Source organism: Bradyrhizobium stylosanthis, from assembly GCF_001641335.1.
In the GTDB taxonomy this organism is placed as follows: Bacteria; Pseudomonadota; Alphaproteobacteria; order Rhizobiales; family Xanthobacteraceae; genus Bradyrhizobium; species Bradyrhizobium stylosanthis.
On sequence record NZ_LVEM01000006.1, the window covers coordinates 268,526 to 292,609 of the forward strand.

General features: G+C 65.1%; 23 protein-coding genes. 4 read left to right on the top strand and 19 right to left on the bottom strand.

What is annotated here, in order from left to right; translation table 11 throughout:
* Positions 1-62: 62 nt before the first annotated feature.
* The gene (locus A7X65_RS35755; RefSeq protein WP_156528387.1) at positions 63-932 is read left to right on the top strand and encodes an alpha/beta fold hydrolase; all 870 of its coding nucleotides are present in this window, start codon (positions 63-65) and stop codon (positions 930-932) included.
* A gap of 470 nt (positions 933-1,402) precedes the next feature.
* Here A7X65_RS35755 and ftsH read toward each other — a convergent pair whose 3' ends face one another.
* The 10 genes from ftsH to tolQ form a co-directional block, all read right to left on the bottom strand.
* Positions 1,403-3,328, bottom strand: coding sequence for an ATP-dependent zinc metalloprotease FtsH (ftsH, locus tag A7X65_RS35760; protein WP_063694090.1), 1,926 nt, complete (start codon positions 3,326-3,328; stop codon positions 1,403-1,405).
* A 281-nt stretch (positions 3,329-3,609) separates the two neighbouring features.
* On the bottom strand, positions 3,610-4,683 hold the full coding sequence (gene tilS, locus A7X65_RS35765) for a tRNA lysidine(34) synthetase TilS (RefSeq protein WP_063694091.1): 1,074 nt from the start codon (positions 4,681-4,683) through the stop codon (positions 3,610-3,612).
* A gap of 70 nt (positions 4,684-4,753) precedes the next feature.
* A complete protein-coding gene (gene ybgF / locus A7X65_RS35770) occupies positions 4,754-5,812 on the bottom strand; it encodes a tol-pal system protein YbgF (protein ID WP_063694092.1) in 1,059 nt (352 codons plus the stop codon).
* Between the two features lie 184 nt (positions 5,813-5,996).
* Positions 5,997-6,485, bottom strand: coding sequence for a peptidoglycan-associated lipoprotein Pal (gene pal / locus A7X65_RS35775; protein ID WP_024337630.1), 489 nt, complete (start codon positions 6,483-6,485; stop codon positions 5,997-5,999).
* Positions 6,486-6,779: 294 nt separating this feature from the next.
* A complete protein-coding gene (locus tag A7X65_RS35780) occupies positions 6,780-7,517 on the bottom strand; it encodes an N-acyl amino acid synthase FeeM domain-containing protein (protein WP_063694093.1) in 738 nt (245 codons plus the stop codon).
* 179 nt (positions 7,518-7,696) lie between these two features.
* The gene (locus A7X65_RS35785; protein ID WP_063694094.1) at positions 7,697-10,030 is read right to left on the bottom strand and encodes a putative bifunctional diguanylate cyclase/phosphodiesterase; all 2,334 of its coding nucleotides are present in this window, start codon (positions 10,028-10,030) and stop codon (positions 7,697-7,699) included.
* Between the two features lie 236 nt (positions 10,031-10,266).
* A complete protein-coding gene (gene tolB, locus A7X65_RS35790; RefSeq protein WP_063694095.1) occupies positions 10,267-11,616 on the bottom strand; it encodes a Tol-Pal system beta propeller repeat protein TolB in 1,350 nt (449 codons plus the stop codon).
* 41 nt (positions 11,617-11,657) lie between these two features.
* Entirely contained in the window at positions 11,658-12,617 is a 960-nt protein-coding gene (locus A7X65_RS35795) for a hypothetical protein (RefSeq protein ID WP_063694096.1), read from the bottom strand.
* Positions 12,618-12,622: 5 nt separating this feature from the next.
* On the bottom strand, positions 12,623-13,075 hold the full coding sequence (gene tolR, locus A7X65_RS35800) for a protein TolR (RefSeq protein ID WP_063694097.1): 453 nt from the start codon (positions 13,073-13,075) through the stop codon (positions 12,623-12,625).
* A 43-nt stretch (positions 13,076-13,118) separates the two neighbouring features.
* Positions 13,119-13,835 (bottom strand): protein TolQ, encoded by a 717-nt coding sequence (gene tolQ, locus A7X65_RS35805; protein ID WP_018641591.1) that lies wholly within the window; start codon positions 13,833-13,835, stop codon positions 13,119-13,121.
* 539 nt (positions 13,836-14,374) lie between these two features.
* On the opposite strand from tolQ, the gene ggt reads away from it, so the two are divergent.
* Together ggt and A7X65_RS35815 are read left to right on the top strand one after the other, a co-directional pair.
* Positions 14,375-16,111, top strand: a complete 1,737-nt coding sequence (ggt, locus tag A7X65_RS35810) for a gamma-glutamyltransferase (RefSeq protein ID WP_063694098.1) — start codon at positions 14,375-14,377, stop codon at positions 16,109-16,111.
* A 269-nt stretch (positions 16,112-16,380) separates the two neighbouring features.
* A complete protein-coding gene (locus A7X65_RS35815; protein WP_063694099.1) occupies positions 16,381-16,668 on the top strand; it encodes a hypothetical protein in 288 nt (95 codons plus the stop codon).
* 23 nt (positions 16,669-16,691) lie between these two features.
* Here A7X65_RS35815 and A7X65_RS35820 read toward each other — a convergent pair whose 3' ends face one another.
* The 9 genes from A7X65_RS35820 to A7X65_RS35860 form a co-directional block, all read right to left on the bottom strand.
* Positions 16,692-17,402, bottom strand: a complete 711-nt coding sequence (locus A7X65_RS35820; RefSeq protein ID WP_063694100.1) for an SDR family NAD(P)-dependent oxidoreductase — start codon at positions 17,400-17,402, stop codon at positions 16,692-16,694.
* A 24-nt stretch (positions 17,403-17,426) separates the two neighbouring features.
* Complete coding sequence (locus tag A7X65_RS35825) at positions 17,427-18,194, bottom strand: serine acetyltransferase domain-containing protein (RefSeq protein WP_063694101.1); 768 nt, start codon at positions 18,192-18,194, stop codon at positions 17,427-17,429.
* Positions 18,195-18,382: 188 nt separating this feature from the next.
* Positions 18,383-18,637 (bottom strand): hypothetical protein, encoded by a 255-nt coding sequence (locus A7X65_RS35830; RefSeq protein WP_063694102.1) that lies wholly within the window; start codon positions 18,635-18,637, stop codon positions 18,383-18,385.
* A gap of 54 nt (positions 18,638-18,691) precedes the next feature.
* Positions 18,692-18,859, bottom strand: coding sequence for a hypothetical protein (locus tag A7X65_RS42285; RefSeq protein ID WP_156528389.1), 168 nt, complete (start codon positions 18,857-18,859; stop codon positions 18,692-18,694).
* A 246-nt stretch (positions 18,860-19,105) separates the two neighbouring features.
* The gene (locus tag A7X65_RS35840) at positions 19,106-19,597 is read right to left on the bottom strand and encodes a DUF2852 domain-containing protein (RefSeq protein WP_063694104.1); all 492 of its coding nucleotides are present in this window, start codon (positions 19,595-19,597) and stop codon (positions 19,106-19,108) included.
* Positions 19,598-19,718: 121 nt separating this feature from the next.
* The gene (locus A7X65_RS35845; RefSeq protein ID WP_063694105.1) at positions 19,719-20,459 is read right to left on the bottom strand and encodes a TetR/AcrR family transcriptional regulator; all 741 of its coding nucleotides are present in this window, start codon (positions 20,457-20,459) and stop codon (positions 19,719-19,721) included.
* Between the two features lie 125 nt (positions 20,460-20,584).
* Complete coding sequence (locus A7X65_RS35850; protein ID WP_063694106.1) at positions 20,585-20,950, bottom strand: YciI family protein; 366 nt, start codon at positions 20,948-20,950, stop codon at positions 20,585-20,587.
* Positions 20,951-21,008: 58 nt separating this feature from the next.
* On the bottom strand, positions 21,009-21,413 hold the full coding sequence (locus A7X65_RS35855; protein WP_063694107.1) for a YciI family protein: 405 nt from the start codon (positions 21,411-21,413) through the stop codon (positions 21,009-21,011).
* A gap of 121 nt (positions 21,414-21,534) precedes the next feature.
* A complete protein-coding gene (locus A7X65_RS35860; protein WP_063694108.1) occupies positions 21,535-21,900 on the bottom strand; it encodes a nuclear transport factor 2 family protein in 366 nt (121 codons plus the stop codon).
* A gap of 324 nt (positions 21,901-22,224) precedes the next feature.
* Here A7X65_RS35860 and A7X65_RS35865 point away from each other — a divergent pair, with 324 nt between their 5' ends.
* Positions 22,225-23,889 carry a methyl-accepting chemotaxis protein gene (locus A7X65_RS35865; protein ID WP_063694109.1) on the top strand — a complete coding sequence of 555 codons (1,665 nt, stop codon included), beginning with the start codon at positions 22,225-22,227 and terminating at the stop codon, positions 23,887-23,889.
* Positions 23,890-24,084: the final 195 nt, after the last annotated feature.

The window sequence follows — 24,084 nt, forward strand, 5'->3', positions numbered from 1 at the left end:
CCAGAGGTGACGCAATGGCGTCGCAATGCGCTAGTATCCGGCGACCGAACAGGAAGACGTACATGATGTTTCGCAATCTCTTCGCCGCGCTTCTCGTCATGGTATCGGTCAACGCAGCCCATGCGGCGCCGCGATGGCTGAACCTGCCGCCGACGCCGACCTTGCCCAAGGCCGCGCAGAGCGGCCTCGCGCCCGTCAACGGCATCAAGGTCTGGTACGCAATGTTCGGCCGCGGCGAGCCCGTGCTGTTGCTGCATGGCGGCCTCGCCAACGCCAATTACTGGGGCCACCAGGTCCGCGCGCTGCAGCGGCATTATCAGGTCATTGTCATGGAGAGCCGCGGACACGGGCGCAGCACCCGCAACCAGGAACCGTATGGCTACGATCTGATGGCCTCGGACGTGATCGGGCTGCTCGACCATTTAGGGATCAAGAAGACGGCGATCGTGGGCTGGAGCGACGGCGCGATCATCGGCCTCGACATCGCGATGAAGCACCCGGAGCGGGTGAGCAGGCTGTTCGCCTTCGCGGCGAACTCGGATCCCTCGGGCGTTGCCGACATCGCATCGAGCGAGGTCTTCAACGCCTACATCGCGCGGGCCGGAGAGGAATACAAACGCCTCTCCCCGACGCCGACGGCATACAAGAGCTTCGTCGACGAGATCACCAAGATGTGGGAGAGCCAGCCGAAATGGACGGCTTCAGACCTTGCGGCGATCAAGGTGCCGACCTGGATCGTGGACGGCGACCATGACGAGGCGATCAAGCGCGAGAACACCGAGTTCATGGCCGCGAACATTCCGGGCGCGGGTTTGCTGATCCAGCCGGAGGTCAGTCACTTCTCGTTCCTGCAGGATCCCGGGCAATTCAATGATGATGTGCTGCGGTTTTTGGGGCGGCGGGGAGACGCGCCGTCAGCTGCAGCGAAGTGAGATCTCGTAGGGTGGGCAAAGCGCAAGCGTGCCCACCATCTCTATCGCGACATCCAAGAGATCGTGGGCACGGCGCTACGCGCCTTTGCCCACCCTACGGGACTGCCGTTGTTGCGAGAGCACTACACCCCCATCGTCATTGCGAGCGCAGCGAAGCAATCCAGAGTCCCTCCGCGGTGACGGCCTGGATTGCTTCGCTGCGCTCGCAATGACGGAGTATGCCGTTTCAGCGCGCCGCCCTCTCGTGTCCCGGACGCGCTGCAGCGTGCAACGCTGCTGCGCAGAGCCGGGACCCAGGAGGCCACACACTCCGCTGCAGCATGGGCCCCGGCTCTGCGGAGCACCGTCGAAGAGACGCTGCGCTGCGTCCGGGGCACGAGAGCTTCTCGCGCATCGGCAATGCATCAGCACCACCCAACAAAAAAACGCGGCGTTGCCGCCGCGTTTTTCAATTCGTCCTGCTGCTTGCGTTACGCCTGCGGCTGGGGCTCCAGGCCGGGATCGGCATCGGGCCGCGGGCGCGGCGACTTGCCGGCCGGGGGCACGGCGGAGGCGCGCGGGGTGGTCGGCTCGAGCACGGACTCGCGGTTCGGCTTCTTGCCCTTGAGCAGGTCGACGATCTCGTCGCCGGAGAGCGTTTCGAACTCGAGCAGGCCCTTGGCCAGCGCTTCGAGGTCGCCATGCTTCTCGGTGAGGATGCGGGTCGCTTCCTTGTAGCCTTCCTCGACCAGGCGGCGGATCTCGGAGTCGATCTTCTGCACGGTCGCTTCGGAGGCGTTCTGCGTGCGCGAGACCGACATGCCGAGGAACACCTCGTCCTGGTTCTCGCCATAGGAGACGGTGCCGAGCTCTTCCGACAGGCCCCAGCGCGTCACCATCATGCGGGCAAGGCGCGTGGCCTGCTCGATGTCGGAGGCGGCGCCGGAGGTGACCTTCTCGCGACCGAAGATCAGCTCTTCGGCGACGCGGCCGCCCATCATGATGGCGAGGCGCGAGGTCATCTGCTCCAGGGACATCGACAGCTTGTCGCGCTCCGGCAGCTGCATGACCATGCCGAGCGCACGGCCGCGCGGGATGATGGTCGCCTTGTGGATCGGATCGGTCGCGGGCACGTTGAGGCCGACGATGGCGTGGCCGCCCTCGTGATAGGCCGTCAGCAGCTTCTCTTCCTCGGTCATGACGAGCGACTTGCGCTCGGCGCCCATCATCACCTTGTCCTTGGCTTCCTCGAACTCGGCCTGGGTCACCATCCGCTTGTTGCGGCGGGCGGCGGTCAGGGCGGCTTCGTTGACGAGGTTCATCAGGTCGGCGCCAGAGAAGCCCGGGGTGCCGCGCGCGATGGTCTTGAGGTTGATATCCGGCGCCAGCGGCACCTTGCGGACGTGAACCTTGAGGATCTGCTCGCGGCCGACGACGTCGGGATTGGGCACCACGACCTGACGGTCGAAGCGGCCCGGACGCAGCAGCGCGGGATCGAGCACGTCGGGACGGTTGGTCGCGGCGATCAGGATCACGCCCTCGTTCGCCTCGAAGCCGTCCATCTCGACCAGCAACTGGTTCAGCGTCTGCTCGCGCTCGTCATTGCCGCCGCCGAGACCGGCGCCGCGGTGACGACCGACCGCGTCGATTTCGTCGATGAAGATGATGCAGGGCGCATTCTTCTTGGCCTGCTCGAACATGTCGCGGACGCGGCTGGCGCCGACGCCGACGAACATCTCGACGAAGTCCGAACCCGAAATGGTGAAGAACGGCACGTTGGCTTCGCCCGCGACCGCACGCGCGATCAGGGTCTTACCGGTGCCGGGAGGGCCGACCAGCAGCACGCCGCGCGGAATACGGCCGCCGAGGCGCTGGAACTTGCCGGGGTCGCGCAGGAATTCGACGATCTCCTGCAGGTCCTGCTTGGCTTCGTCCACGCCGGCGACGTCCTCGAAGGTGACGCGGCCATGCGCTTCGGTCAGCATCTTGGCGCGCGACTTGCCGAAGCCCATCGCCTTGCCGGCGCCGCCCTGCATCTGCCGCGACAGGAAGATCCACACGCCGATCAGCGCGATGAAGGGCAGCCAGGAGACCAGCAGCGAGACGAACCACGGCACGTTGTCGCCGGGCGGCTTCGCGGTGATCTGGACCTTGCTGTCATAGAGGCGCTTCACCAGCGTCGGGTCGTTCGGCGCATAGGTCTGGAAGCTCGAGCCGTTGGTGAAGGTGCCGTGGATGTCCGGCCCCTGGATCACGACGTCGCGCACATTGCCGCGGTCAACTTCGCTCAGGAGCTGGGAGAAGGCGATGTCCTGCGAGGAGGCGCGCTGACCCGGATTCTGGAAGAGCGTGAACAACGCCAATAGCAACAAGACAATGATGACCCAGAGGGCGAAGTTGCGCAGATTGGCGTTCATCGATCTTCCTTCGTGGTCGCGCGGATCGCGGCCCTGATCCTTCAGGAGTTACTCGACCCAGTTACTTGGGGCTATTCGAGGAAATCCCCAAGGAATCCTCATCGTTAGACGCATACAATTTAGGTGCCGCCCCGCTCGATGCCAAGGGAACGAGATGGGACTATTTATCCCATCTTAGGGCGATTCCCGCTGAAATAATGGCGCCCGAAGCGGGGTTTTTCCTGCCTGGTTAAGGTGTCCTGACAACCTCGGCCGGAAGCGGCCGGTGTCATGATCCGCCCTCATCCGCCCTTGAAGTCCCTTCGGGATCGCCGGGCCGGGGCAGGCGTAATGGAGATACGCCCCCCGGCAAGGCTGATCAAGGCTCCCGCAAGGGTCTGCTTCAAGATCGCACGGCCATTTGCGGCTGCGCGGGGGCCCGCAGCCAATGCCTGATCGAGCGCGGACAGCAGGGTTTCGACCTTGCCGAGTTCCGCCGGCCCCTCATGGCCGAGGGCATCGATGGCCCGCAGCAGGATCCGCAGGCGGACCTCCTCCGGCAAGCCCGCGAAGGCGCGCGCCTCGAAACTGCGCGCAGCCGGCCCATGCGGCGCATCGTCGCGATCCCTCAAACGGAGGAAGCGCTCGGCACCGTCGGTCAGCACCTCGACCGCCGCATTGGCACGCGCCAGCCGGCCCGCGAGCCGCGCCAGGCTCCTGGCATCGCCGCCCTCGGCCGCGAGTTGCGGCAGCAGCGCGCGCAGCCGCGGCCGGGTGAAGGCGGTGTCGCGATTGGTGGGATCCTCGGCGAAGCCGATCTTCGCCCGCCTCAACGTCGCGACGAGCTGCGACTTCGGCACGTCGAGCAGCGGACGCATCAGCACGACGCCATCGCGCTCGGTCAGCTCCGCCATCGCCGAAAGCCCGGCCAGCCCGCTGCCGCGGAGCATGCGCATCAGCAGCGTCTCGGCCTGGTCGTCGCGGGTATGGGCCGTCAGCACATGGCTCGCGCCGGCTTTTCGCGCGGCTTCCGCGAGCAGGCGGTAGCGGGCTTCGCGTGCAGCGGCAGGCAGTCCGGTCTTCGGCTTGACGCCGCGCCAGCGCAGGGTCCGGTGCGGCAGGCCGAGTTCGGCCGCGAGCCGCTTGACCTCGCGCGCCTCGCGCGCCGCTTCCGGACGCAGGCCATGATCGACGGTGACGACGGTGAGAAGAGGGCCTCGTGCAAGACTGCGCCGCCAGCGCGCGGCGAGCCACATCAGCGCAACCGAGTCCGGCCCGCCGGAGACGGCGAGCACGAGCGCCGGTGCGCCTTTCAACGCGGCGAAGAGCTGCTTCGCCGTGCGCGCCGAGATCGGTGAATTGTCGTCGTCTGACATGACGCTTGCCCAGCAATCGCCAGACTGTTTAGCGCAGCGCCATCCGCGTTGTCAGCTCAATCGCGGAGGATCAGCACTTCACCCGCTTCTGCTCGCGGTCGACCGCGGCTTTCACGCCGGCGGAGGCACGCGGATATTTGCGGCCGATCTCGCCGAAGGCGGCGCAGGCCGCCTCCTTCTCCTTCAGCGCGGCGAGCGACTGGCCGAGCCGCAGCAGCGCATCGGGCGCCTTGGCCGATTTGTCGTATTTGGTGGTGACCGCGAGGAAGGCTTCCGCGGAATCGCGATATTGCTGGCGCTGGAAATAGCTTTCGCCCAGCCAGTATTGCGCGTCGCCGAGCAGCGGGTCGCTCGGATATTTCTGCGCGAAGTTCTTCATGGTCTGCTCGGCGAGCGCATAGTCCTTGCGCTGCATGTAGCCGATGCCGAGGTCGAACTCGTCGCGCGGCGTCGCCGAGGGCGGCAGCGTCGTGAGGCCGGCGCCGCCGGATTGCGCGGGATAGCCCTGCTGCTGGGCCGGCGGATAGCCGGGCTGGGCCGCGGGCGGCACGCCCTGCTGGTAGCGCGGGCTGGTGTTGGCGAGATCGAGCGGCTCGCCGGCGTTGCGCCCGCCGGGCGCACCGGCCTGCTGGCCTGCCGGCATCGGCTGCTGACCGCCGCCGAGCGCGCGCGGTGCGCCGGGGGCATTGGGATTCTGGTTCGGGTCGAACGCATCGCCGCGGCGGCGCGAGCCCGGAGCACCGGGGCCCGGCTGCTCCTGCGCGATCGGCGCGGGAGGCGCGCCCTGCGGCTGCTCGTAATTCGGCTGCATGGCCTGCTGCTGTTGCGGCGGCTGCTGGCGATAGGCTGGGGCGACCTGCGCGGGCGGCACCGCGGTGACGCTGGGCTGCACCGGCACCTGCCCGGGCGCGGCTTGCGCGCCGCCCTCGAGCGCGCGCAGGCGCTCCTCGAGCTGGCGGTTGCGGTATTGCAGCTCCTCGTTCTGCCCGGTGAGCTGGCGCAGCTGGTTCTCAAGCCGCTCGATCCGCATCTCGGGATCGTCATCGGTCTGGGCGAAGACGGGCGAGCACAAGGAGAGCAGCGCGGCGGTCGCCACGGAGCTGGTGAAAACCTTCAATCTGGATGACATCTTGCCCTGACGACGACAGCAAATGGCCTGCGACGGAACTTTCGACGCGCCACACATCGAAGTGGAGTACGCCAAAAATGTGACTGCGACAAAGGGGTTTCTGTCACAGATCGCTGAAACGAAACCGGCGCCCGTGAGGGCGCCGGCATGATCTATTCCTGAAGATGAACGGCGCCTGAAAGCGTCAGGAGCTCGCGTTCAGCACGGTGACGGCGCGGCGGTTCTGCGACCAGCAGGAGATGTCGTTACAGACGGCGACCGGCCGCTCCTTGCCGTAGGAGATCGTGCGCATGCGGTTCGGATCGATGCCGCGCGAGGCGAGGAACGAACGCACCGACTGGGCGCGACGGGCGCCGAGCGCGATGTTGTATTCGCGGGTGCCGCGCTCGTCGGCATGTCCTTCGATGGTGAAGGAGTAGCGCGGATAGCTCTGCAGCCACTGCGCCTGCTTCTCCAGCGTCACGATCGCCTGCGGGGTCAGATCGGTCTGGTCGCTCTCGAAGAACACGCGGTCGCCGACGTTGACGACGAAGTCCTGCTGGCTGCCGGGCGTCGCCGCATTGGCCATCGCATCCGTCGCGGCATTCTTGTTGGCGCAGGCGCCCATCGACAGTGCGACGGCAAGCACCGCGGCCAGCTTCAATCCCTGGAGGATACGCATAGGATGTTTCATTCCGGAGCCTCCACGCTCACGTTAGTCCACTGCTGTCCGGTCTACAGGGGGTTGGTTAAGCGAACGTTCCGTCAACCTTGACGGAACCTTGCCTCAGCCGGTCAAATGCCCCCAACCCGCGAAAAGCAACCGTCATGGTTAATGGTTTGTAAATGTGGCGCGAGGGTGAAGGCAAGCCACACCGGCAGGCAAAATCGCTGGTTTTGCTGGAATTTTGGGCCTTGAGCGGAATGTGATGCGCAGCGCGAGCCGCGGCCTGGGGGTCAAGCCGCCGTCACCGGGCCGACGCAGATCCTAGGCGTGGACGGCGTCGTGAACGGCCTCCGGCACCAGCACGGGCCGCGCCGGGACCTGACGCTGGACGCCGCGCCCGAACAGCATCCGCCGCTCGAAGGCGGTGGAGCGCATGATCGGATAGCGCTCGAACACCTTCTTGCGGAAGGTCGGGAAATCCGCCGCCATCAACCCGAACGGTTTCGTCAGACCCGGAACCAGGCGCGGCTCGGCGATGGTCTCGTGCAGGAACACCCGGCGGTAGAAGGCCTGATGCTCCGGGCGCACGATCGCAAGGCCGAGATCGGCGTTGAAGTGCTCGCAGGCCATGTAGGCGAGCCGGGTCGTCAGATAGGGCAATTCCGGAACGCGCTTGACCTGGTCGGGATCGGCGACGAACCGCGTCGGGTCGATCATGACCTCGCCGCGATCAAGCCGCGGCAGCAGGATGTCCGGGAAGACGTCGGCCGAGGTGGACTGGCGCCAGTCCGCGGTCAGCACGCTGATGCGCACCGAGCTGCAGAGCTTGCCCTGGAGATAGACGCCGAAGGTCCACGCGTTCGGCAATTCGTCATATTGGTCGGTGACGCGTGCTTCCGCGGATTCCTTGACCGCGCCTTCGCGCAGGTAGGCGCGGTAGCGGAGATTGTAGATCTCCTCCTTCTCCGCGGCGGTTTCGGCGAGGTGATAGTCGACGTCGGTCAGGAGCTCGGCACCCCGTCCAACAGCCGAAATGATCGCTCTGGCTGAGGACTGCATTCCAACTCCCTTACCCACCACCGCTCACACAAACGCGCGGGACAACTTCCACGCGCGTGATGATTTCTTAACAGCTTCTTAACAATGAAGCAAAGCAATCGAATGGTTAGGGTTAACCCCCCGTAGCACTACGGTAGGTAGCAACAGTCTGAAACGACAGCATATTCCCGATAGTGGGATTAGGCGAAAGAGCGCGAGGCGACGACCTGGAGCAGGCTCTCGCCGCGCCGTCCATGCGAGGCGTTGAGGAGCTGGCGCATGCGCACGGCGGGCACCGGGCGGCTGAAAAGATAGCCCTGCGCCTCGGAGACGGTGCCGTCGGCGCTGATCAGTTCGAGCTGTTCGTTGGTCTCGATGCCCTCGACCACGACCGCCATGCCGAGGTCGGCCGACAGGCGGGCCACGCCGCGCAGCAGCGTCAGCGGACGGTCGGTGTCGATGCCTTCCAGGAAGGAGCGGTCGATCTTGACCTTCTGCATCGGGAAATTGTGCAGGTAGCTGAGGCTCGAATAGCCGGTACCGAAATCGTCGAGCGAGATGCGCACGCCGAGCGCATGCAGCTGCGACAGGATATCGTGGGTGAGCTGGGTGTTGCGCAGGAGCGAGGATTCGGTGATCTCGATCTCGAGCCGATGCGCCGGAAGCCCCGAGACCTCCAGCGCATAACGGATTTCGCTCAGCACGTCGCGCTGGTGGAATTGCTGCGGCGAGAAGTTGACGGCGACGCTGACGCCCTCCGGCCACTTCATGCATTCCATGCAGGCCCGGCGCAGGATCCAGCGGCCGAGATCGACGATCAGGCCCATGTCCTCGGCGACCGGGATGATGTCGATCGGGGAGACCGTGCCGCGCACCGGATGATTCCAGCGCAGCAGCGCCTCGCAGGTAGTGATCTTGCCGGACTTGAGGTTGACCAGCGGCTGGTAGAACAGCTCGAACTCCTCGTTGGCGAGCGCCTTGCGCAGGTCGAGCTCGAGGATGCGGCGCGCCTCGACGGTCGCCGCCATCTCGTCGCGGAAGAAGCAGAAGGTGCCGCGGCCGTCGGCCTTGGCGCGGTACAGCGCCATGTCGGCGTTCTTGAGCAGGGTGTCGGCGCTGACCTTGGCGTCCGGCGAGGTCAGCGCGATGCCGACGCTGGCGCCGATCTCGACCAAATGATTGTCGATGCGGTAGCGCTCGCTGAGCCGCTCGACGATGCGGCGGGCGAGGCTCGCGGCATCCTCGGCCGAGGAGATGTTCTGCTGGAACACGACGAACTCGTCGCCGCCGAAGCGGGCGACGAAATCCTCCGGCCGCAGCATCTCGCGCAGGCGGTTGGCGACCGCGCACAGGAGCTGGTCGCCGCAGGGATGGCCGAGCGTGTCGTTGACCTGCTTGAACTGGTCGAGGTCGACGAACAGCAGCGCCGAGAGTCGTTCGGCATGGTGCGCGTTGGCCAGCAACCGCTCGATCTCGTCGCGGAAGGACACCCGGTTGGGCAGCGCGGTGAGCTCGTCATAGCGAGCGAGATGGCTGATGCGGGCTTCGGCGTTGGTACGCTCGGTGATGTCTTCGAGCAGCAGCACGGTGCCGCCGCCGGTCATCGGCTGGAACGTCCAGGCCAGCGTGCGGCTGCGCGCGGAATCCGGATCGGCGGTGACGATCTCGCAGATCCGGGCATGTGCGATCTCCGCCAGGATCTGGTTGCCGCTCTCCGCCGAGATGGTGCCGGCGGCGATGCAGGCCGAGACGATGTCGGCCGCAGTGGCGCCGCGCTTGACCAGGTCCTCGGGCAGGCCCATCAGCTCGCCGAAGCGGTGGTTCATCACCGCAAGGCGGCCGTCGGCGCGGAACATGCACAGGCCGTGCGGCATATTGTTGAGCGCGGTGTCGAACTGGCTGGCCAGCGCGGATTCGCGGAAGCTCGAGGTCAGCGCCTTGACGAAGATCGCGTGCAGGCTGAGGTTGATGTTCTTCAGGCCGATGAAGAAGAACATGAGCAGGATCGCGAGCCCGACGTGATAAGGGCCGCCGTGTAGCAGCAGCGCGAGCGACATCGGACCGCAGGCGAGCGCGACGTGCCACTGGATCACCCGGGGCTGGCCGTAATTGCGTGCGGCGCCGCCGGCGGTGTAGCCGATGCCGATGGCGACAGCGAGCATGTCGGCCACTGGATCCTCGTTGTTGTAGATGACGACGAACGCCCAGATACCGAGCACGGCCGCATAGCTGAGCGCGCCAATCCAGTAGCGCGGCTCCAGGTGCTTGGCCTCTTCGAACGACAGCGGGTGCGCGCGGTTCTCGTATCCGCGCATCTGGAACGCGCGGGCGGTGCCGATGGCGATCAGCAGGAACGCGAGCGGCCACAGCCAGACGTCGCCGGTCTTCAACGCAGTCATGACCGCGGCCACGGCTGCGGAGGCCGAGCCGAGGAAGATCGCCCAGAAATTCTGAACCATAGAGTTGATGAGAGCGGCGTAGAGTATCGGCTCCAGCTCGTCTCGATCGCTCTGCTTCTGGTCGGCCAGCTGCATTGGCTACTTACGCGTCCTGTTTAGCGCGTACTTTTACCCAGCCGAGATGAAGTCTTTCTGAGGGAACATCGTTAAAGTCGGGTTGTTTTTCGGCAATAGCGAACCGATTTCCGGCGAAATATCAAGCAACTAGGCAAGCGTTGCCGAGCACAAGGTGAAGGAAAGCTTGCTTTCCCGACCGAACGCGAAAAAATCAGCGCGTTTTTTCGATAACATCGCGCGTCTGAACACGCGGTCTATTGACCCGCCGTCGAGGACAATAGCGGCGACCATGCCGGGTCGGAGGCGAAGCCCGGCGTCGGCACTTTCAGCTCGTTGCGGCCGGAGATGTCGACCGAGTAGAGCGACGGTCCGCCGTTGCCGCCGGGATCGCGGAAGAACATCAGCACGCGGCCGTTCGGCGAGAAGGTCGGGCCCTCGTTGTGGAAGCCGGAGGTGAGCAGCCGCTCGCCGCTGCCATCAGGCTTCATGACGCCGATCGAGAACTGCCCGCCGCCCTGCCGGGTGAAGGCGATGTAGTCGCCCTTCGGCGACCAAACCGGCGTCGAATAGCTCGCGTTGGTATCGTCCTTGGAGAACGAGATGCGCTGCGCCGCTCCTCCGCCCGCGCCCATCACATAGATCTGCGACCTGCCGCCGCGATCGGATTCGAAGCAGATGCGGGTGCCGTCAGGCGAATAGGACGGCGAGGTGTCGATCGCCGGCGTGTCGGTGAGGCGCGTCGTCGAGCGCGAGCGCAGATCCATCACGAACAGGTTGGAATTGCCGCCCTGCTGCAGGCTCATGATGACGCGCTGGCCGTCCGGCGAGAAGCGCGGAGCAAAGGTCATGCCCGGGAAGTTGCCGACGATCTCGCGCTGGCCGGTCTCGATGTTGAAGAGATAGACCTTCGGATCGCCCTGGCCGAACTCCATGTAGGTGATCTCTTGCGAGTTCGGCGAGAAGCGCGGCGTAAGCACGAGGTCGGAGCCGCGGGTCAGATAGCGCACGTTGGCGCCGTCCTGGTCCATCATCGCGAGCCGCTTGACGCGGCGCTCCTTCGGACCGGTCTCGTCGACGAACACGACGCGGCTGTCGAAATAGCCCTTCTCGCCGGTCATGCGTTCGTAGATCTGGTCGGAGATGATGTGGGCGATACGGCGCCAATATTCCGGCGAGGTGAAATATTGCTGGCCCGTGAGCTGCTGGCCCGAGACCACGTCCCACAGGCGAAATTCGGCCTTGAGCCGGCCGTCCGGCTGCCGCGTCATGCGGCCGGTGACAAGCGCCTGCGCGTTGAGGGTCTTCCAGTTCTGGAATTGCGGGGCGACGTCGATGTTGCTGATGCGCTCGATGAAGGCGGCCTGGTCGATCGGCGCGAACAGGCCCGAGCGCTTCAGATTGTTGGTGATGACCTGCGTGACGCCGTTGCTGACGTCGCCGTCTGACGGCGAGCCCGGCACGAAGCCGCTGATCGCGATCGGGATCGGCTGGAATCCCGTGGGATCGATGCGGATGCGGCCGTCCTGACCTTGAGCGAAGGCGCGTCCGCCGCCGAGCACGGCAAGCGTCGATCCAGTCAGGGTCATGAAGCGGCGGCGGTTCATCGAACGGGTATCATTCATTGCAAAATTCTTTTGTTCGGATGTCACAACATGTCTTTCAGGCCGAAAGTCATCGGGATGAGCTTCCAGCTCTCGTATTGCTGCTTCGGCATGAAGGAATAGACCTGGCACTGCACGATGGCGCGCTTGGCGCTTTCCGCGACCGCCTGGGCGATCGACCGCGACGGTCCCCTCACCGCCACGACGACGGGCTCGGATGCGAGCGAGCCATCGATCTTCATGGAGATGTCGATGTCGGCTTCATACTGATCGGCGTCCTGTCCATCATAGGGGACCGAGAAGCAGCGCTTGACCGCGCTCCCGAAAGCACCCCGCCAGGTCGCGACGTTGTTGGCGGCAGTCCCGGTCGCCGATCCCAGCGAGGCTGATGCATTCAGCGCCGAGCCGGTCTGCTCGTGCCGGGTCGCGGCACGCTTGTCGAGGTCGCGCTGGATCTGCGCTGGATCGAAGCTCCGCTCCTTCGGCTTCGGCTGCTGCTGCGGCTGCACGGCTGCGACCTTCTGCTCCACGGGCTTCGGCGGCGGCTTCTTGGTGTCCAGCTTCTTCTGCAACTCGGCGATCGGATCTTCCTTGGCCGGATCAGGCTTCTTTTCCTGCGGCTTCGGCTCTTCCTTCGGCTTGGCCTCGGCGACGGGCTTCGGCGGCTCGGGCTTCTTCTCGACCGGCTTCTCGACGGGTTTCGGCGGCGGCTCCGGCTGCGAATTGGTCTTGATCAGCTCTTTCTTCTCGGTGACCTTGCCGACCGCATCTTCCTCGGGCTTGGCTTCCGCGATCTTCTCGACCTTGGGCTTCGGCTCTTCCTTCTTGCCGGTCTTCTGCCCCGCCATCATCTTGGCGAGCTGATCGGTGGAGATGATGTCGACCGGTAGCGACTCCTCCGGCGCGATGTAGGCCTTGCTGCTAAAGGTGACGAGGCCCCATCCCAGCACGAGGATGTGGAGGGCAATCGACGCAACGAGTGTCTTGTCGACCTTCACCTTCACTGGCTTTAAGACCCCTGATCCGCTTCCGTGACGAGCGCCAGCTTCTTGAATCCGGCGCCGGACAACAGGCCCATCACCTTGGCCACCGTGCCGTAATCCGCCTTCTTGTCGGCGCGCAGATAGATGCGCTCCTCGAGCCCGCCGCGGGCATCCGTGATCGCCTTCAGCTTCGGCACCAGATCGTTGATCGCGACCTCGGCGTCGTTGATGAAGACCTTGCCCTTGATGTCGACCGACATCTGCAGCGGCTTCTGGTCGTTATTCTCTAAGCTCTTGGCCTGGGTCTGCGGCAGGTCGAGCGGCACGCCGACCGTCAGCATCGGCGCCGACACCATGAAGATGATGAGCAGCACCAGCATCACGTCGACCATCGGCGTGACGTTGATCTCGGCCACGACGGGCTTGCGCCGGCCACGGCGCCCGCCGCCTCCGGACGAACTCGCAACGTTCATCGCCATGATCGCGTGCCCAAATTGCCCTTCACACTATACATGCCGTCCGTCAGCCCCGCTCGTCGATCTGGCGGGACAAAATGGCTGAAAATTCATCAGCGAAGCCCTCGAGCCGCTGGGCCTGCCGGTTCACCTCGGAAGTGAACTTATTGTAGAAAATAGTGGCAGGAATGGCAGCGATAAGGCCGACCGCGGTCGCAAACAGCGCTTCCGCGATGCCCGGGGCGACCACCGCCAAGGAGGTATTTTTCGACGCCGCGATCGACTGGAAGCTCGACATGATGCCCCAGACGGTGCCGAACAGGCCGACGAAGGGGCCGGCGGAGCCGACGGTGGCGAGCACCAGAAGGCGGCGTTCCAGCCGCTCGACCTCGCGCGCGATCGAGACGTTCATGACCTTGTCGATGCGCATCTGCAGGCCCGCGACCGAGCGGGCGTGGCTCTCGAACGAGCGTTTCCACTCGCGCATCGCCGCCACGAAACAGGCCGCCATGGAATGCGTGGGCTTGGCCGAGAGCGTGCGATAGAGCTCCTCGATCGACTCGCCCGACCAGAAGGCCTGCTCGAAACGGTCCATCGAGCGGCGGGTGCGGGCGAACAGGAAGATCTTGTCGATGGCGATTGCCCAGACCCAGACGGAGCAGGACAGAAGTCCCAGCATCACCGCTTTCACGATCCAGTGAGCCTGCCAGAACAGCGCGATCAGCGACACGTCCGCGGAAGCGGCAACCGGAAGGGCTGACTGAGCCACGTCGGCCGGATTCATAAGCAGTATCCTCTCAAGGCGATCTCTAAACCTCATGTCCCGGCCAGCAAATGACCGCCGGTTCCCCAACCGCCGCGCTAACCGCGCAGCCGGCAAGCCCGCTCAAAGCCTTGTCTTTCTGGGGTGCAGGGCTCGTCCAAAGCCGGCCGCCTGCATTCCCTGCCAAGATGTCAAAACTAAGGGCCTTGGCCCCCGGCCTTTGACTTCGGGCTCCGGGCACGCCTGTCCACCCTTACCAGAGCCCGCCGATGGTTAATGCGGGGTTACCGGCGGCGAATTTGGCTGCGGGAAAGGTAGGCGGCGCAGGGGGATGGGGCTGGCGGGGGCGGCACAGGATGCCGCCTGGCGTCACCGGGGAAGCAGGCTACCCGCCCCGAATACGGTCGGTTCCCTCACCCTTGCGGGGAGGGAGCGCAGGGTGCGCCTTGATGGGCATCATGCGTCACACTCCGCCTCCTCCATCAGCGCCCGCGAGCTGATAGGGTCCGTTCGCGGACAACAACGTGCCGGCATCACCGGCCAGCCCAAGGGAACTCCCCATGCCGAAACCACAGACACAATTGCGGTGGATGACCGCCGCGGTCGTATCGATCTGTCTCGTCGCATCCAGCACCGCGCGCGCGGCCTCGGTTGCGCCGGTCGCAGCGGAAAACGGCATGGTGGTGTCGGCGCAGCATCTGGCGACAGAGGTGGGCGTCGAGGTGCTCAAGCGCGGCGGCAATGCCGTCGATGCGGCCGTTGCCGTCGGCTATGCCCTTGCCGTCGTCTATCCCGCGGCGGGCAATCTCGGCGGTGGCGGCTTCATGACGATCCAGCTCGCCGACGGCCGCAAGACCTTCCTCGATTTCCGCGAGACCGCGCCCAAGGGCGCGACGGCCAATATGTATCTCGACAAGGACGGTAACGTCATCAAGGGCATCTCGACCAAGGGACACCTGGCCGTGGGCGTGCCAGGATCGGTCTCGGGCATGGAATATGCGCGCGAGAAATACGGCACCATGAAGCGCGCCGATCTGCTCGCTCCCGCGATCCAGCTCGCCGAACAGGGATTTGTGCTCGACCAGGGCGACATCGACCTGCTGCGCACGGCAACCGACGATTTCAAGGACGATCCCGCATCGGCCGCGATCTTCCTCAGGGACGGCCAGCCATTCGGCGTCGGCGACAAGCTGACGCAATCCGAATTGGCGAAGACCCTGCGCGAGATCAGCAGCAAGGGCACCGACGGTTTCTATAAAGGCTGGGTCGGCAGCGCGATCGTGGCGTCGAGCCAGGCCGGCAAGGGCCTGCTGACGCAGGACGACCTCGACGGCTACAAGACGCGCGAGCTCGCGCCCGTCGAATGCGACTATCGCGGCTATCACGTGGTGTCCGCGCCGCCGCCGAGTTCGGGCGGCGTCGTCATCTGCGAGATCCTGAATATCCTGGAAGGCTATCCGCTGAAGGAGCTCGGCTATCACTCCGCGGCTGCCACGCACGTGCAGATCGAAGCGATGCGGCACGCCTACGTGGACCGCAACAGCTATCTCGGCGATCCCGACTTCGTGAAGAATCCGCTCGACCGCCTGCTCGACAAGGCTTACGCGGCCAAGATCCGCGCCGTGATCGACCCGAACAAGGCCGGCATCTCCAAGGACATCAAGCCGGGCGTCCCGCCGCACGAGGGCAGCAACACCACGCACTATTCCATCGCCGACAAGGACGGCAACGCGGTGTCCGTCACCTACACGCTGAACGACTGGTTCGGTGCCAAGGTCACGGCCGCGAAGACCGGCGTGCTGCTCAATGACGAAATGGACGACTTCACCGCCAAGGTCGGCGTTCCCAACCTGTATGGCCTGGTGCAGGGCGAGGCCAATTCCATCGCGCCCGGCAAGCGGCCGCTGTCCTCGATGAGCCCGACCATCGTCAGCAAGGACGGCAAGCCGGTGATGGTGGTGGGCACGCCCGGCGGCAGCCGCATCATCACGGCCGTGCTGCAGACCATGATCAACGCCATCGACTACGGCATGAACGCGCAGGAAGCCGTCGACATGCCGCGCATCCACCAGCAATGGCTGCCGGACCTGACCAATGTCGAGAACTATGCCCTGTCGCCGGACACGCAGAAGATTCTGGAGGGCATGGGCCACAAGTTCGGGCCGCCGCAGCCGGCCAACCATCTCGCTGTGATCATTGTCGGCGCGCCGTCGCTTGGTGGCAAGCAGGTCGGCAACAATCGTTACTACGGCGCGAACGATCCGCGCCGCAACAGCGGGCTGGCGGCGGGGTATTGAAAGAACGCGTGGGGTGGTTGGCAAAGGAGAGCGAAGGCATCGACGATGCCTTCGCTGCTGAGGGCGGCGCACAATGACAGGGTCCCGCCAAGCTGAATAAATCCCTATGCAGCCTGTGCCACGCGCGAGGGTTTGTTTCACCGGCCGATCGGCAACACACTCTATTGCCTTCGCCCGTAAGCCGCCGGATGATGCGGTAACGGGCCGCTGGTCAGACAACTCAAAATAGTTGCCGGCGAGTTGCCCGACGACCTGTTCGGGAGATTCGCATGGAACAGATTCTGATCAACCTCGTCTCAGGCGCGCTTGGTGGAATTGGTGCGGGCAAGTCTTCGCCGACATTTGATCTCGGAATGGCCGGAAACATCATTTCAGGCCTGGTCGGCGGCGGAGTGCTCGGCCAGGTCATTACGTTGCTGCTTCCGTCCATCATGGCCGCAGCCCAATCTGGAAACTTGAGCGTTGGCGGTATCGTGTCACAAGTCGTCGCCGGCGGCGCCGGCGGGGCGATCCTCACTGCGATCGTCGGAGCCATCAAGAACAAGGCTGCCGCCTGATCGGTGAGGCAAGGGACAAGGCCTCACCACTTCTCCTTCGAGGTCCGCACGTCGAGCTCGAACGACCAGGCGCGTTCGGGCTGGCGGTAGAGGAAGGCGAAGGCATCGACGATGCCTTCGATGTCGATCAGGCTGTCCTCGCGCCCGGCGGCATCCGGGAAGCGCGAGAAGATCTTGTCGCCGGCGATGGCCCCGTCGACCACGACATGGCCGACATGGATGCCGTCGGGCGCATACTCCTTGGCCATGGCCTGCGCCAGCGTGCGCAGGCCGGCCTTGGATGAGTTGAAGGCACCGTAGCCGGAGCGGCCGCGCAGCGAGGCGCTGGCGCCGGTGAAGAGCAGCGTGCCCGTCTTCTTCGGCACCATGCGGCGCACCGCCTCGCGGCCGAACAGGAAGCCGCCGAAGCACACGACGCGCCAGGCATTCTCGAAATAGCCGGCGTCCATCTCGATGATCTTGCCGGGCGTGTTGTTGCCGGCGTTGTAGATGGCGAGGTCGAGGTCGTCACCGGCGGCATCGAACAGGGTGACGACATCGCGCTCGCTGGTCGCATCCGCGACGATGGGCACGGCGTTGCCGCCGGCCTTGGTGATGTCGTCGGCAACCGCCTGCAGCGCGGACAGCGTCCGGCCCGCCACGATCACCTTGAGTCCGTCGGCCGCAAGGCGCTTGCAGAGCCGGGCTCCGAGCCCGCGGTCCGGGCCGACGCCGATCACGATTGCCGTCTTCATTTAAGTCTCCGGGGAATGAGGGGATCAGGCCACCGATGCGGGCTCGGGGCAGTTGGTCAGTCGCGCGGGGTTGCCGACCGCGGTGCAGCCGGCGGGGACGTCCGACGTCAGCAGCGTGTCGGCGCCGATCTTTGCGTAATCGCCGATGGCGATGTCGCCGAGGATGGTCGCGCCGCCGCCGATATAGACGCCGCGGCCGATGCGCGGCGAGCGTGTCGGCAGCTCGCTGCGACGGCCGATGCTGACGTTCTGCAGGATGGTGACGTCGTCGCCGATCACCACATGGGCGCCGATCACGATGCCGGTGGCGTGGTCGAGATAGACACCCGCCCCTACGCTGGCGGCCGGATGAATGCTGACCTGCAGGACGTTCGAGGCCTCGTTCTGGAACAGCAGCGCCGCATCGACCTGGCCGCCATGCCAGAGCCAGTGCGAGACGCGGAAGGCCTGCAGCGCCACGTAGCCCTTGTAATGCAGCCACGGCGGCAACAGCTCGGCGATGGCGGGATCGCGCAGTGCGATGGACTGCAGGTCGCGGCTGGCGGTCTCGATCAGATCCGGCTGGCCGCGAAAGGCATCGCGGGCAAATGACGCAAAGCGCGCCCGCTCGGCGGCGCCGCGGCCAAGCCGCTGGCCGATCAGATCGGCCAGCGCCGCGGCAAAATCATCATGCGCGAGAATGGCACCGGCGAGCGCCTTGCCGAACACGGGGTCGGCGGCCGCGGCGCGCTGCGCCTCGCTGCGAAGCTTCCGCCACAGGCCGTCGCTCGCCATGATCGCAGCTTCCGCCATCGTCGCCTCCGCACTTGTGCAGGCGAATATAGGCGGTCCGGATCAGGGCGCCAGTGATGCCGGAGGGACGCAACGCCGCTCGGGTGCGCGCCCTGACCGCGTCCGCTTGCGCAGATTGAGCGCATACAGCCAGCCGCCGCCTGCGACGAGGACCGGCAGGACGTAAAGCGCGAAATCGCGGAGCAGGATCATGGGACGAGGTCCGACTTGGCGAACTTGACCGCGCGCCGGAGCGCGAACGCGGCGAGCTGATAGAGGCCGAAGCTGAGAAAGACCTTCCAGGCGTTGCCGACCACGAATTCGGGATAGAATTTGATCTCGGTCGGCCAATGATTGAGGAACGCAATCGTCAGCGGAACATAATCTCCGAACCGATCGAATAGCGTCGACGCGCGCTCAAGCAGCGCAGTCTCCTGGATGACCTCCTTGCCTTCGTTCGTCATGGCCTTGCCCGTTGGCGCTGTCAGGGCTTGGTCGGGCCGGGCACGGACGGGGTTCTATCGATTCTGCACATGTGCGTGATCAACGCCACAAAGCGCGCGCCCGCCGGCACAGAGGCGAAAATGGCAATCGGGATCGCGCGCGCAGCCGCCGTAGACGATGCCGATATAGCCGAGCACCGCGAAGGCGGTGAGGCCGAGCAGGAGGCGGGTGCGGAGGTCCATGGGCTCTTAGTGTCGGCGCACCGTGAGCCGGTTCTATGGGGCACCGTCATGGCCGGGCTTGTCCCGGCCATCCACGTTGTGCCGACGATGTCGAAGGACGTGGATGCCCGGGGACGAACCCGGACATGACGACCGCCGCCAAAAGCCAAACCGCCCGCCTGCGGGTTGCGCAGACGGGCGGCTCGGGGCCATCAGGACTTTGGGGGCATGCGCCTGAAGGCTTTGAGATCTGGCAGCCTTGCTAGATCAGCCCTGGGGCTGGTCGGTCGGCGGCGGGGTCGGACGCGTCTTGTGCTGCGCCATGAACTGGTCGAACTCTTCCTTGTCCTTGGCGTGACGCAGGCGGTCGAGGAAGTTCTTGAACTCGACCTGCTCTTCCTCGAGCCGGCGCAGCGTCTCGCTGCGATATTCGTCGAAGGCGCGGTTGCCGGAGGACGGCGGGCCGAAGCCAAAGCCGAAGCCACGGCGCTCCATGCGGTCGCGCATGCGGTCCATCTTGTACTGCATCCGCTCCATCTTGTTCTGCCAGCGATCCTGGTTGCTCCAGCACGACATTCTTCTGCTCCCGAGTGTGAAAAAGAGAAGGGCAAGTCCGATCGGCCACCAGATGATGAAGCCGAGAATGGTCACGGCGATCCAGCCGGGATGCCAGGGCGTGTCGAGCATGCGGGGCCGCTCGTACTGCTGCTGGTGGTCCGAGGGGCCGCGCCAGCGATTGACGTCAGCGGTGTAGGCCATTTCCCATCTCCATCACGGCATCAGCGCCGTTGTGAATGTAAATAACATTTACATAGGTAGCCCATCCCGCGATTTTGTCAAGCTGGCCGCCCGACACGCCCGCGTGATTATTTGCGCAACTTTATTTCGGCTTGCCCCAGGGGCCGCCCGGCGGCACGCCAGAACCGGAGGACGCCTCCGGCGGCACCGGCGGCGGCTCGGCGCCTTTCGCGGGCGGACGGCGGTCGGTCGGGAAGCCGAGCCCGCGCAGATAGATCAGCACCTCGGCCTCGAGCAGCTCGTCCGGCGACATCGGCAGCTTCCGCCGCGCCGCATCGCCGCGCGAGAACAGCGAGGCCACGCCATGCGCCATCGACCAGATGTGTAGTGCCATCATCATCGCCGGCGGGCGCGGCGTGCCGGGCGGGGCCAGCGCGGCAAGCCGCTCGGCCGCGGCGCGAATGATGTTGAAGGCGCGCTCGCTCGCGGCCTGAAGCGCGGGATTGGCATCGACCGGCAGGCCCGATTCGAACATCGCGTTGTAGAACGCCGGCTCCTCCCGGGCGAAGGCGAGATAGGCCTTGCCGACGCGCTCGAACGCCGTGACCGTGTCGGGCCGGCCGTCGTCCCAGGCCGCGGTAAGGCGGGATTCGAACTGCTCGAAGCCGCGCTGGGCGATCGAGGACAACAGCTCGTCGCGGTCGCGGAAATGCCGATAGGGCGCCGCCGCGCTGACGCCGGCCATGCGCGCGGCATCGGCGAAGGTGAAGCCTGCCGCGCCCTTCTCGGCGATCAGCCCGAGGGCGGCCTGCAACAGGGCCTCCTTCAGATTACCGTGGTGATAGCCGCGCTCGGCGCGGCGCTGCTCCTTGCGCCAGCTCATGTGAACGGCTTTTACATGAGCCGGGCGTGAAGGTCACTAGCGGCGATGAGGCGTGATTAACCCCGTATTCTCCGCAGTCATCCGGGGCGGCTCAAGGAGCCGAACCCGGAATCACGGCCCGCAGGCTACAGCTGCGGAATGGCCAGCACGGGCATGACCTCGATCGCCTCGCCCGGGAAGATCGCAAAGTGCGGATGGTTCTCGAACAGTTTTGCAGCCTCTTCCTGCGAGGCGGCGCGCACCACGGTGAAGCCGGTCAGCGCGTTGCTGATCTCGGTGATGCCCCGTCCGTCGATCCGGCGGGTCTTGCCGAGCGGGCCGCCCAGTTCGACGATGACAGCCTTGTGCTTCTCGACCCAGCCGTGCCAGGCGGCCATGCCCTCGCGCTCCCTGGCCTTTCGTTCGGCCTCGGGAAGCGCCTGCCAGGCCTTCATCCTTTCGCCGCTCATGCTGCCGAGATAGACGGCGAGGAATTTGTGTTCGGTGCTCATCGGTTCTCTCCTTGGTTGATCGATTGACGACGGGTGCGATGTCATCGCGGGCGGTGGACTATTTCTTCAGATCGTCGAAGCCGGCGGCGGCGGCCTGCACCTCGGGCGGAAAGTCGGCCATCTCCTGCACCTGGCGGATCTCGATGACTTCATTGGCCGAGGCCGGGCACTTCTTGGCCCACGCGATCGCCTCGGCGCGCGAGTCGACCTCGATCATCCAGTAGCCGCCCAGAACTTCCTTGGCTTCCGCGAAGGGACCATCGGTGACGACCGCCTCGCCGGTCGCGAACGAGACGCGCGCGCCCATCGAGAGCGGGTGCAGGCCGTCCAGCGTGATCAGCACGCCGGCATCCTTCAGCGCCTCGTTGTATCGCATCATCGCGGCGACGCGCTCGGGATCGAGTTGGACGTCCGGCGGGGCGTTCTCGTAGCCGAGCGGGATCATCAGCATCATGAATCGCATGGGGGGTCCTCGCTTCCACTGTCGGCGAGAGCGGGGCAGAGCGCCGCCCTCACATGCAAGACGAGCGGGACCTCACGGAACCGACAAGGGCGGCGAAAATTATCGGCAGTTTCGCGCGCCGCTAGCGCCCCTGGGGCAGGAAGCGGCCGTCCTGACGGGCTGCGCCGAAATAGACCTCGATCCGGCGCACCTTGCCCCCGGCAAAAGTGAAGAACTCGGTGTTGCGGAAGCTCCTGCCGTCTGTTGCCAGGCAGCGATAGGTGACGAAGGCCTCGTCGCCACGCACGAAGATGCGCTCGATCTCGTGACGCGCGATCCAGCCGGTGTCCTTCCAGCAGCGTTCGAAATAGGTCGCCTTGTCGAGCTCGTCGTCGAACGGGCTGGTGAAACGGAAATCGTCCGCGAGCGCATCGCTCACTCGTTGCCGGTCATTGGCGAGATAGGCGGCAAACAGGTCCCGAATCATGCGCTCATTGTCGTCAGGCATCGATCGTCTCCGTGGTGAGCATTTCGATGAAAGACGATTGGCGATGGGGCACGCCGACAACGACCAGACATGGTCTGCGGCAGCACGCCGCGAAAAAAATGCAGAATCTTTTCCGTACAAATACGGCCCACTTATGAACCACGCCGTGCATATGAAGCGAGAACCCTCGCAAGTTGAAATAGATGATCTACGGAAGCGAGATCGCGGAACCCATCGCGGTTTTTGCCAAGGTTTACAGATGCTCAAGAAGAGCGTGCAACTTTTCGTCTCGGGGGAGCACTACGGACATGCTCTCGATTGTCACCGGGATATTGCGGGGCTCACGTGTTCAATTTTCAGAGCAAGAAGGTCAAGCATGCGGTCGCAGAGGTCGAGGCGCTCGATCGTTCGCAGGCCGTGATCGAGTTCGGTCTCGACGGCACCATCCTCGATGCCAACGAGAACCTGCTCAAGATGAGCGGCTACACGCTCGCCGAGATCAAGGGCAAGCACCACAGCATCTTCGTCAGCCCGGCCGAGCGCGAGAGCGCCCGCTACCGCGACTTCTGGGCCAGCTTGAACCGCGGCGAGTTCCAGACCACGCAATACAAGCGCTACGGCAAGAACGGCAAGGAGGTCTGGGTCCATGCCTCCTACGCACCGCTGTTGGATGAGAACGGCAAGGTGGTCAGCTTCATCAAGTTCGCCACCGACATCACCGCCTACAAGATGCGGACCATGGAGGATGCGGGCAAGCTCGCCGCGATCGGCCGTGCGCAGGCGGTGATCGAGTTCAACATGGACGGCACCATCGTCACCGCCAACGAGAACTTCCTCAATGCGATGGGCTACTCGCTCGACGAGATCCAGGGCAAGCACCACTCCATGTTCGTGACGCCGGAGGATCGCGCAGGCTCGGCCTATGCCGATTTCTGGGCGCGGCTGAACCGCGGCCAGTTCGAGGCGGCCGAATACAAGCGGCTCGGCAAGGGCGGCAAGGAAATCTGGATCCTGGCGACCTACAACCCGATCCTCGACGAGATGGGCAGGCCGTTCAAGGTGGTGAAGTTCGCCACCGACGTCACCGCGCAGAAGATGAAGGCGGCCGACAATGACGGCCAGCTCGCCGCGATCCAGAAGTCGCAGGCGGTGATCGAGTTCAACATGGACGGCACGATCCGCACCGCCAACGAGAACTTCCTGAAGGCGATGGGCTATTCGCTGGCCGAGATCAAGGGCCAGCACCACTCCATGTTCGTCGAGCCGAACGAGAAGAACTCGGCCGCCTACCGCCAGTTCTGGGAAATGCTCAATCGCGGCCAATACCAGGCCGCCGAATACAAGCGCATCGCCAAGGGCGGCCGCGAAATCTGGATCCAGGCGTCCTACAACCCGATCTTCGACCTCAACGGCAAGCCCTACAAGGTGGTGAAATACGCCACCGACATCACCGCCCAGGCGATCGGCCGCAAGAAGGCCGACAACGCCCGCGGCATGATCGAGGCGGTCGCCGCCGGTAGCGAGCAGATGAGCGCATCGATCCGCGAAATCTCCGAGACCATGACGAAGTCGCGCGAGACGTCCAAGGTCGCGACCACGAGGGTCGAGTCCGCCGACCACCAGGCCCAGAAGCTGACCGCCGCCGCCCAGGCGATGAGCGGCATCGTCGAGATGATCTCGGGCATCACCAGCCAGATCAATCTGCTCGCCCTCAACGCCACGATCGAATCGGCCCGCGCCGGCGAAGCGGGACGCGGCTTTGCGGTGGTCGCCTCCGAGGTGAAGAACCTCGCGAGCCAGGCCAAGCAGGCGACCGACACGATCACGTCCGAAATCGACGCGCTGAACACCATCTCCGGCGACGTCGCGAGCTCGCTGACCGCGATCAAGGCCGCGATCGCCGGCGTCAACGAGTTCATTGCCTCCACCGCCGCCGCGGTCGAGGAGCAGAGCATCGTGACCGCGGACATGTCGGCCAACATGCAGCGTGCCTCGGCGGAGCTGGCATAGGGGCTCGCTCTATCGAGATCGTCATCCTGAGCGCTCGCTGTCTCCACAGCGTCATTGCGAGCGCAGCGAAGCAATCCAGAATCCCTCAGCGGAAAGGCTCTGGATTGCTTCGCTACGCTCGCAATGACGGAGCAAGGGGCCACGCCGTCGTTCGCCAACTCGCATCCCGACTTGCCTCCGGGCAAGCAAGCGACA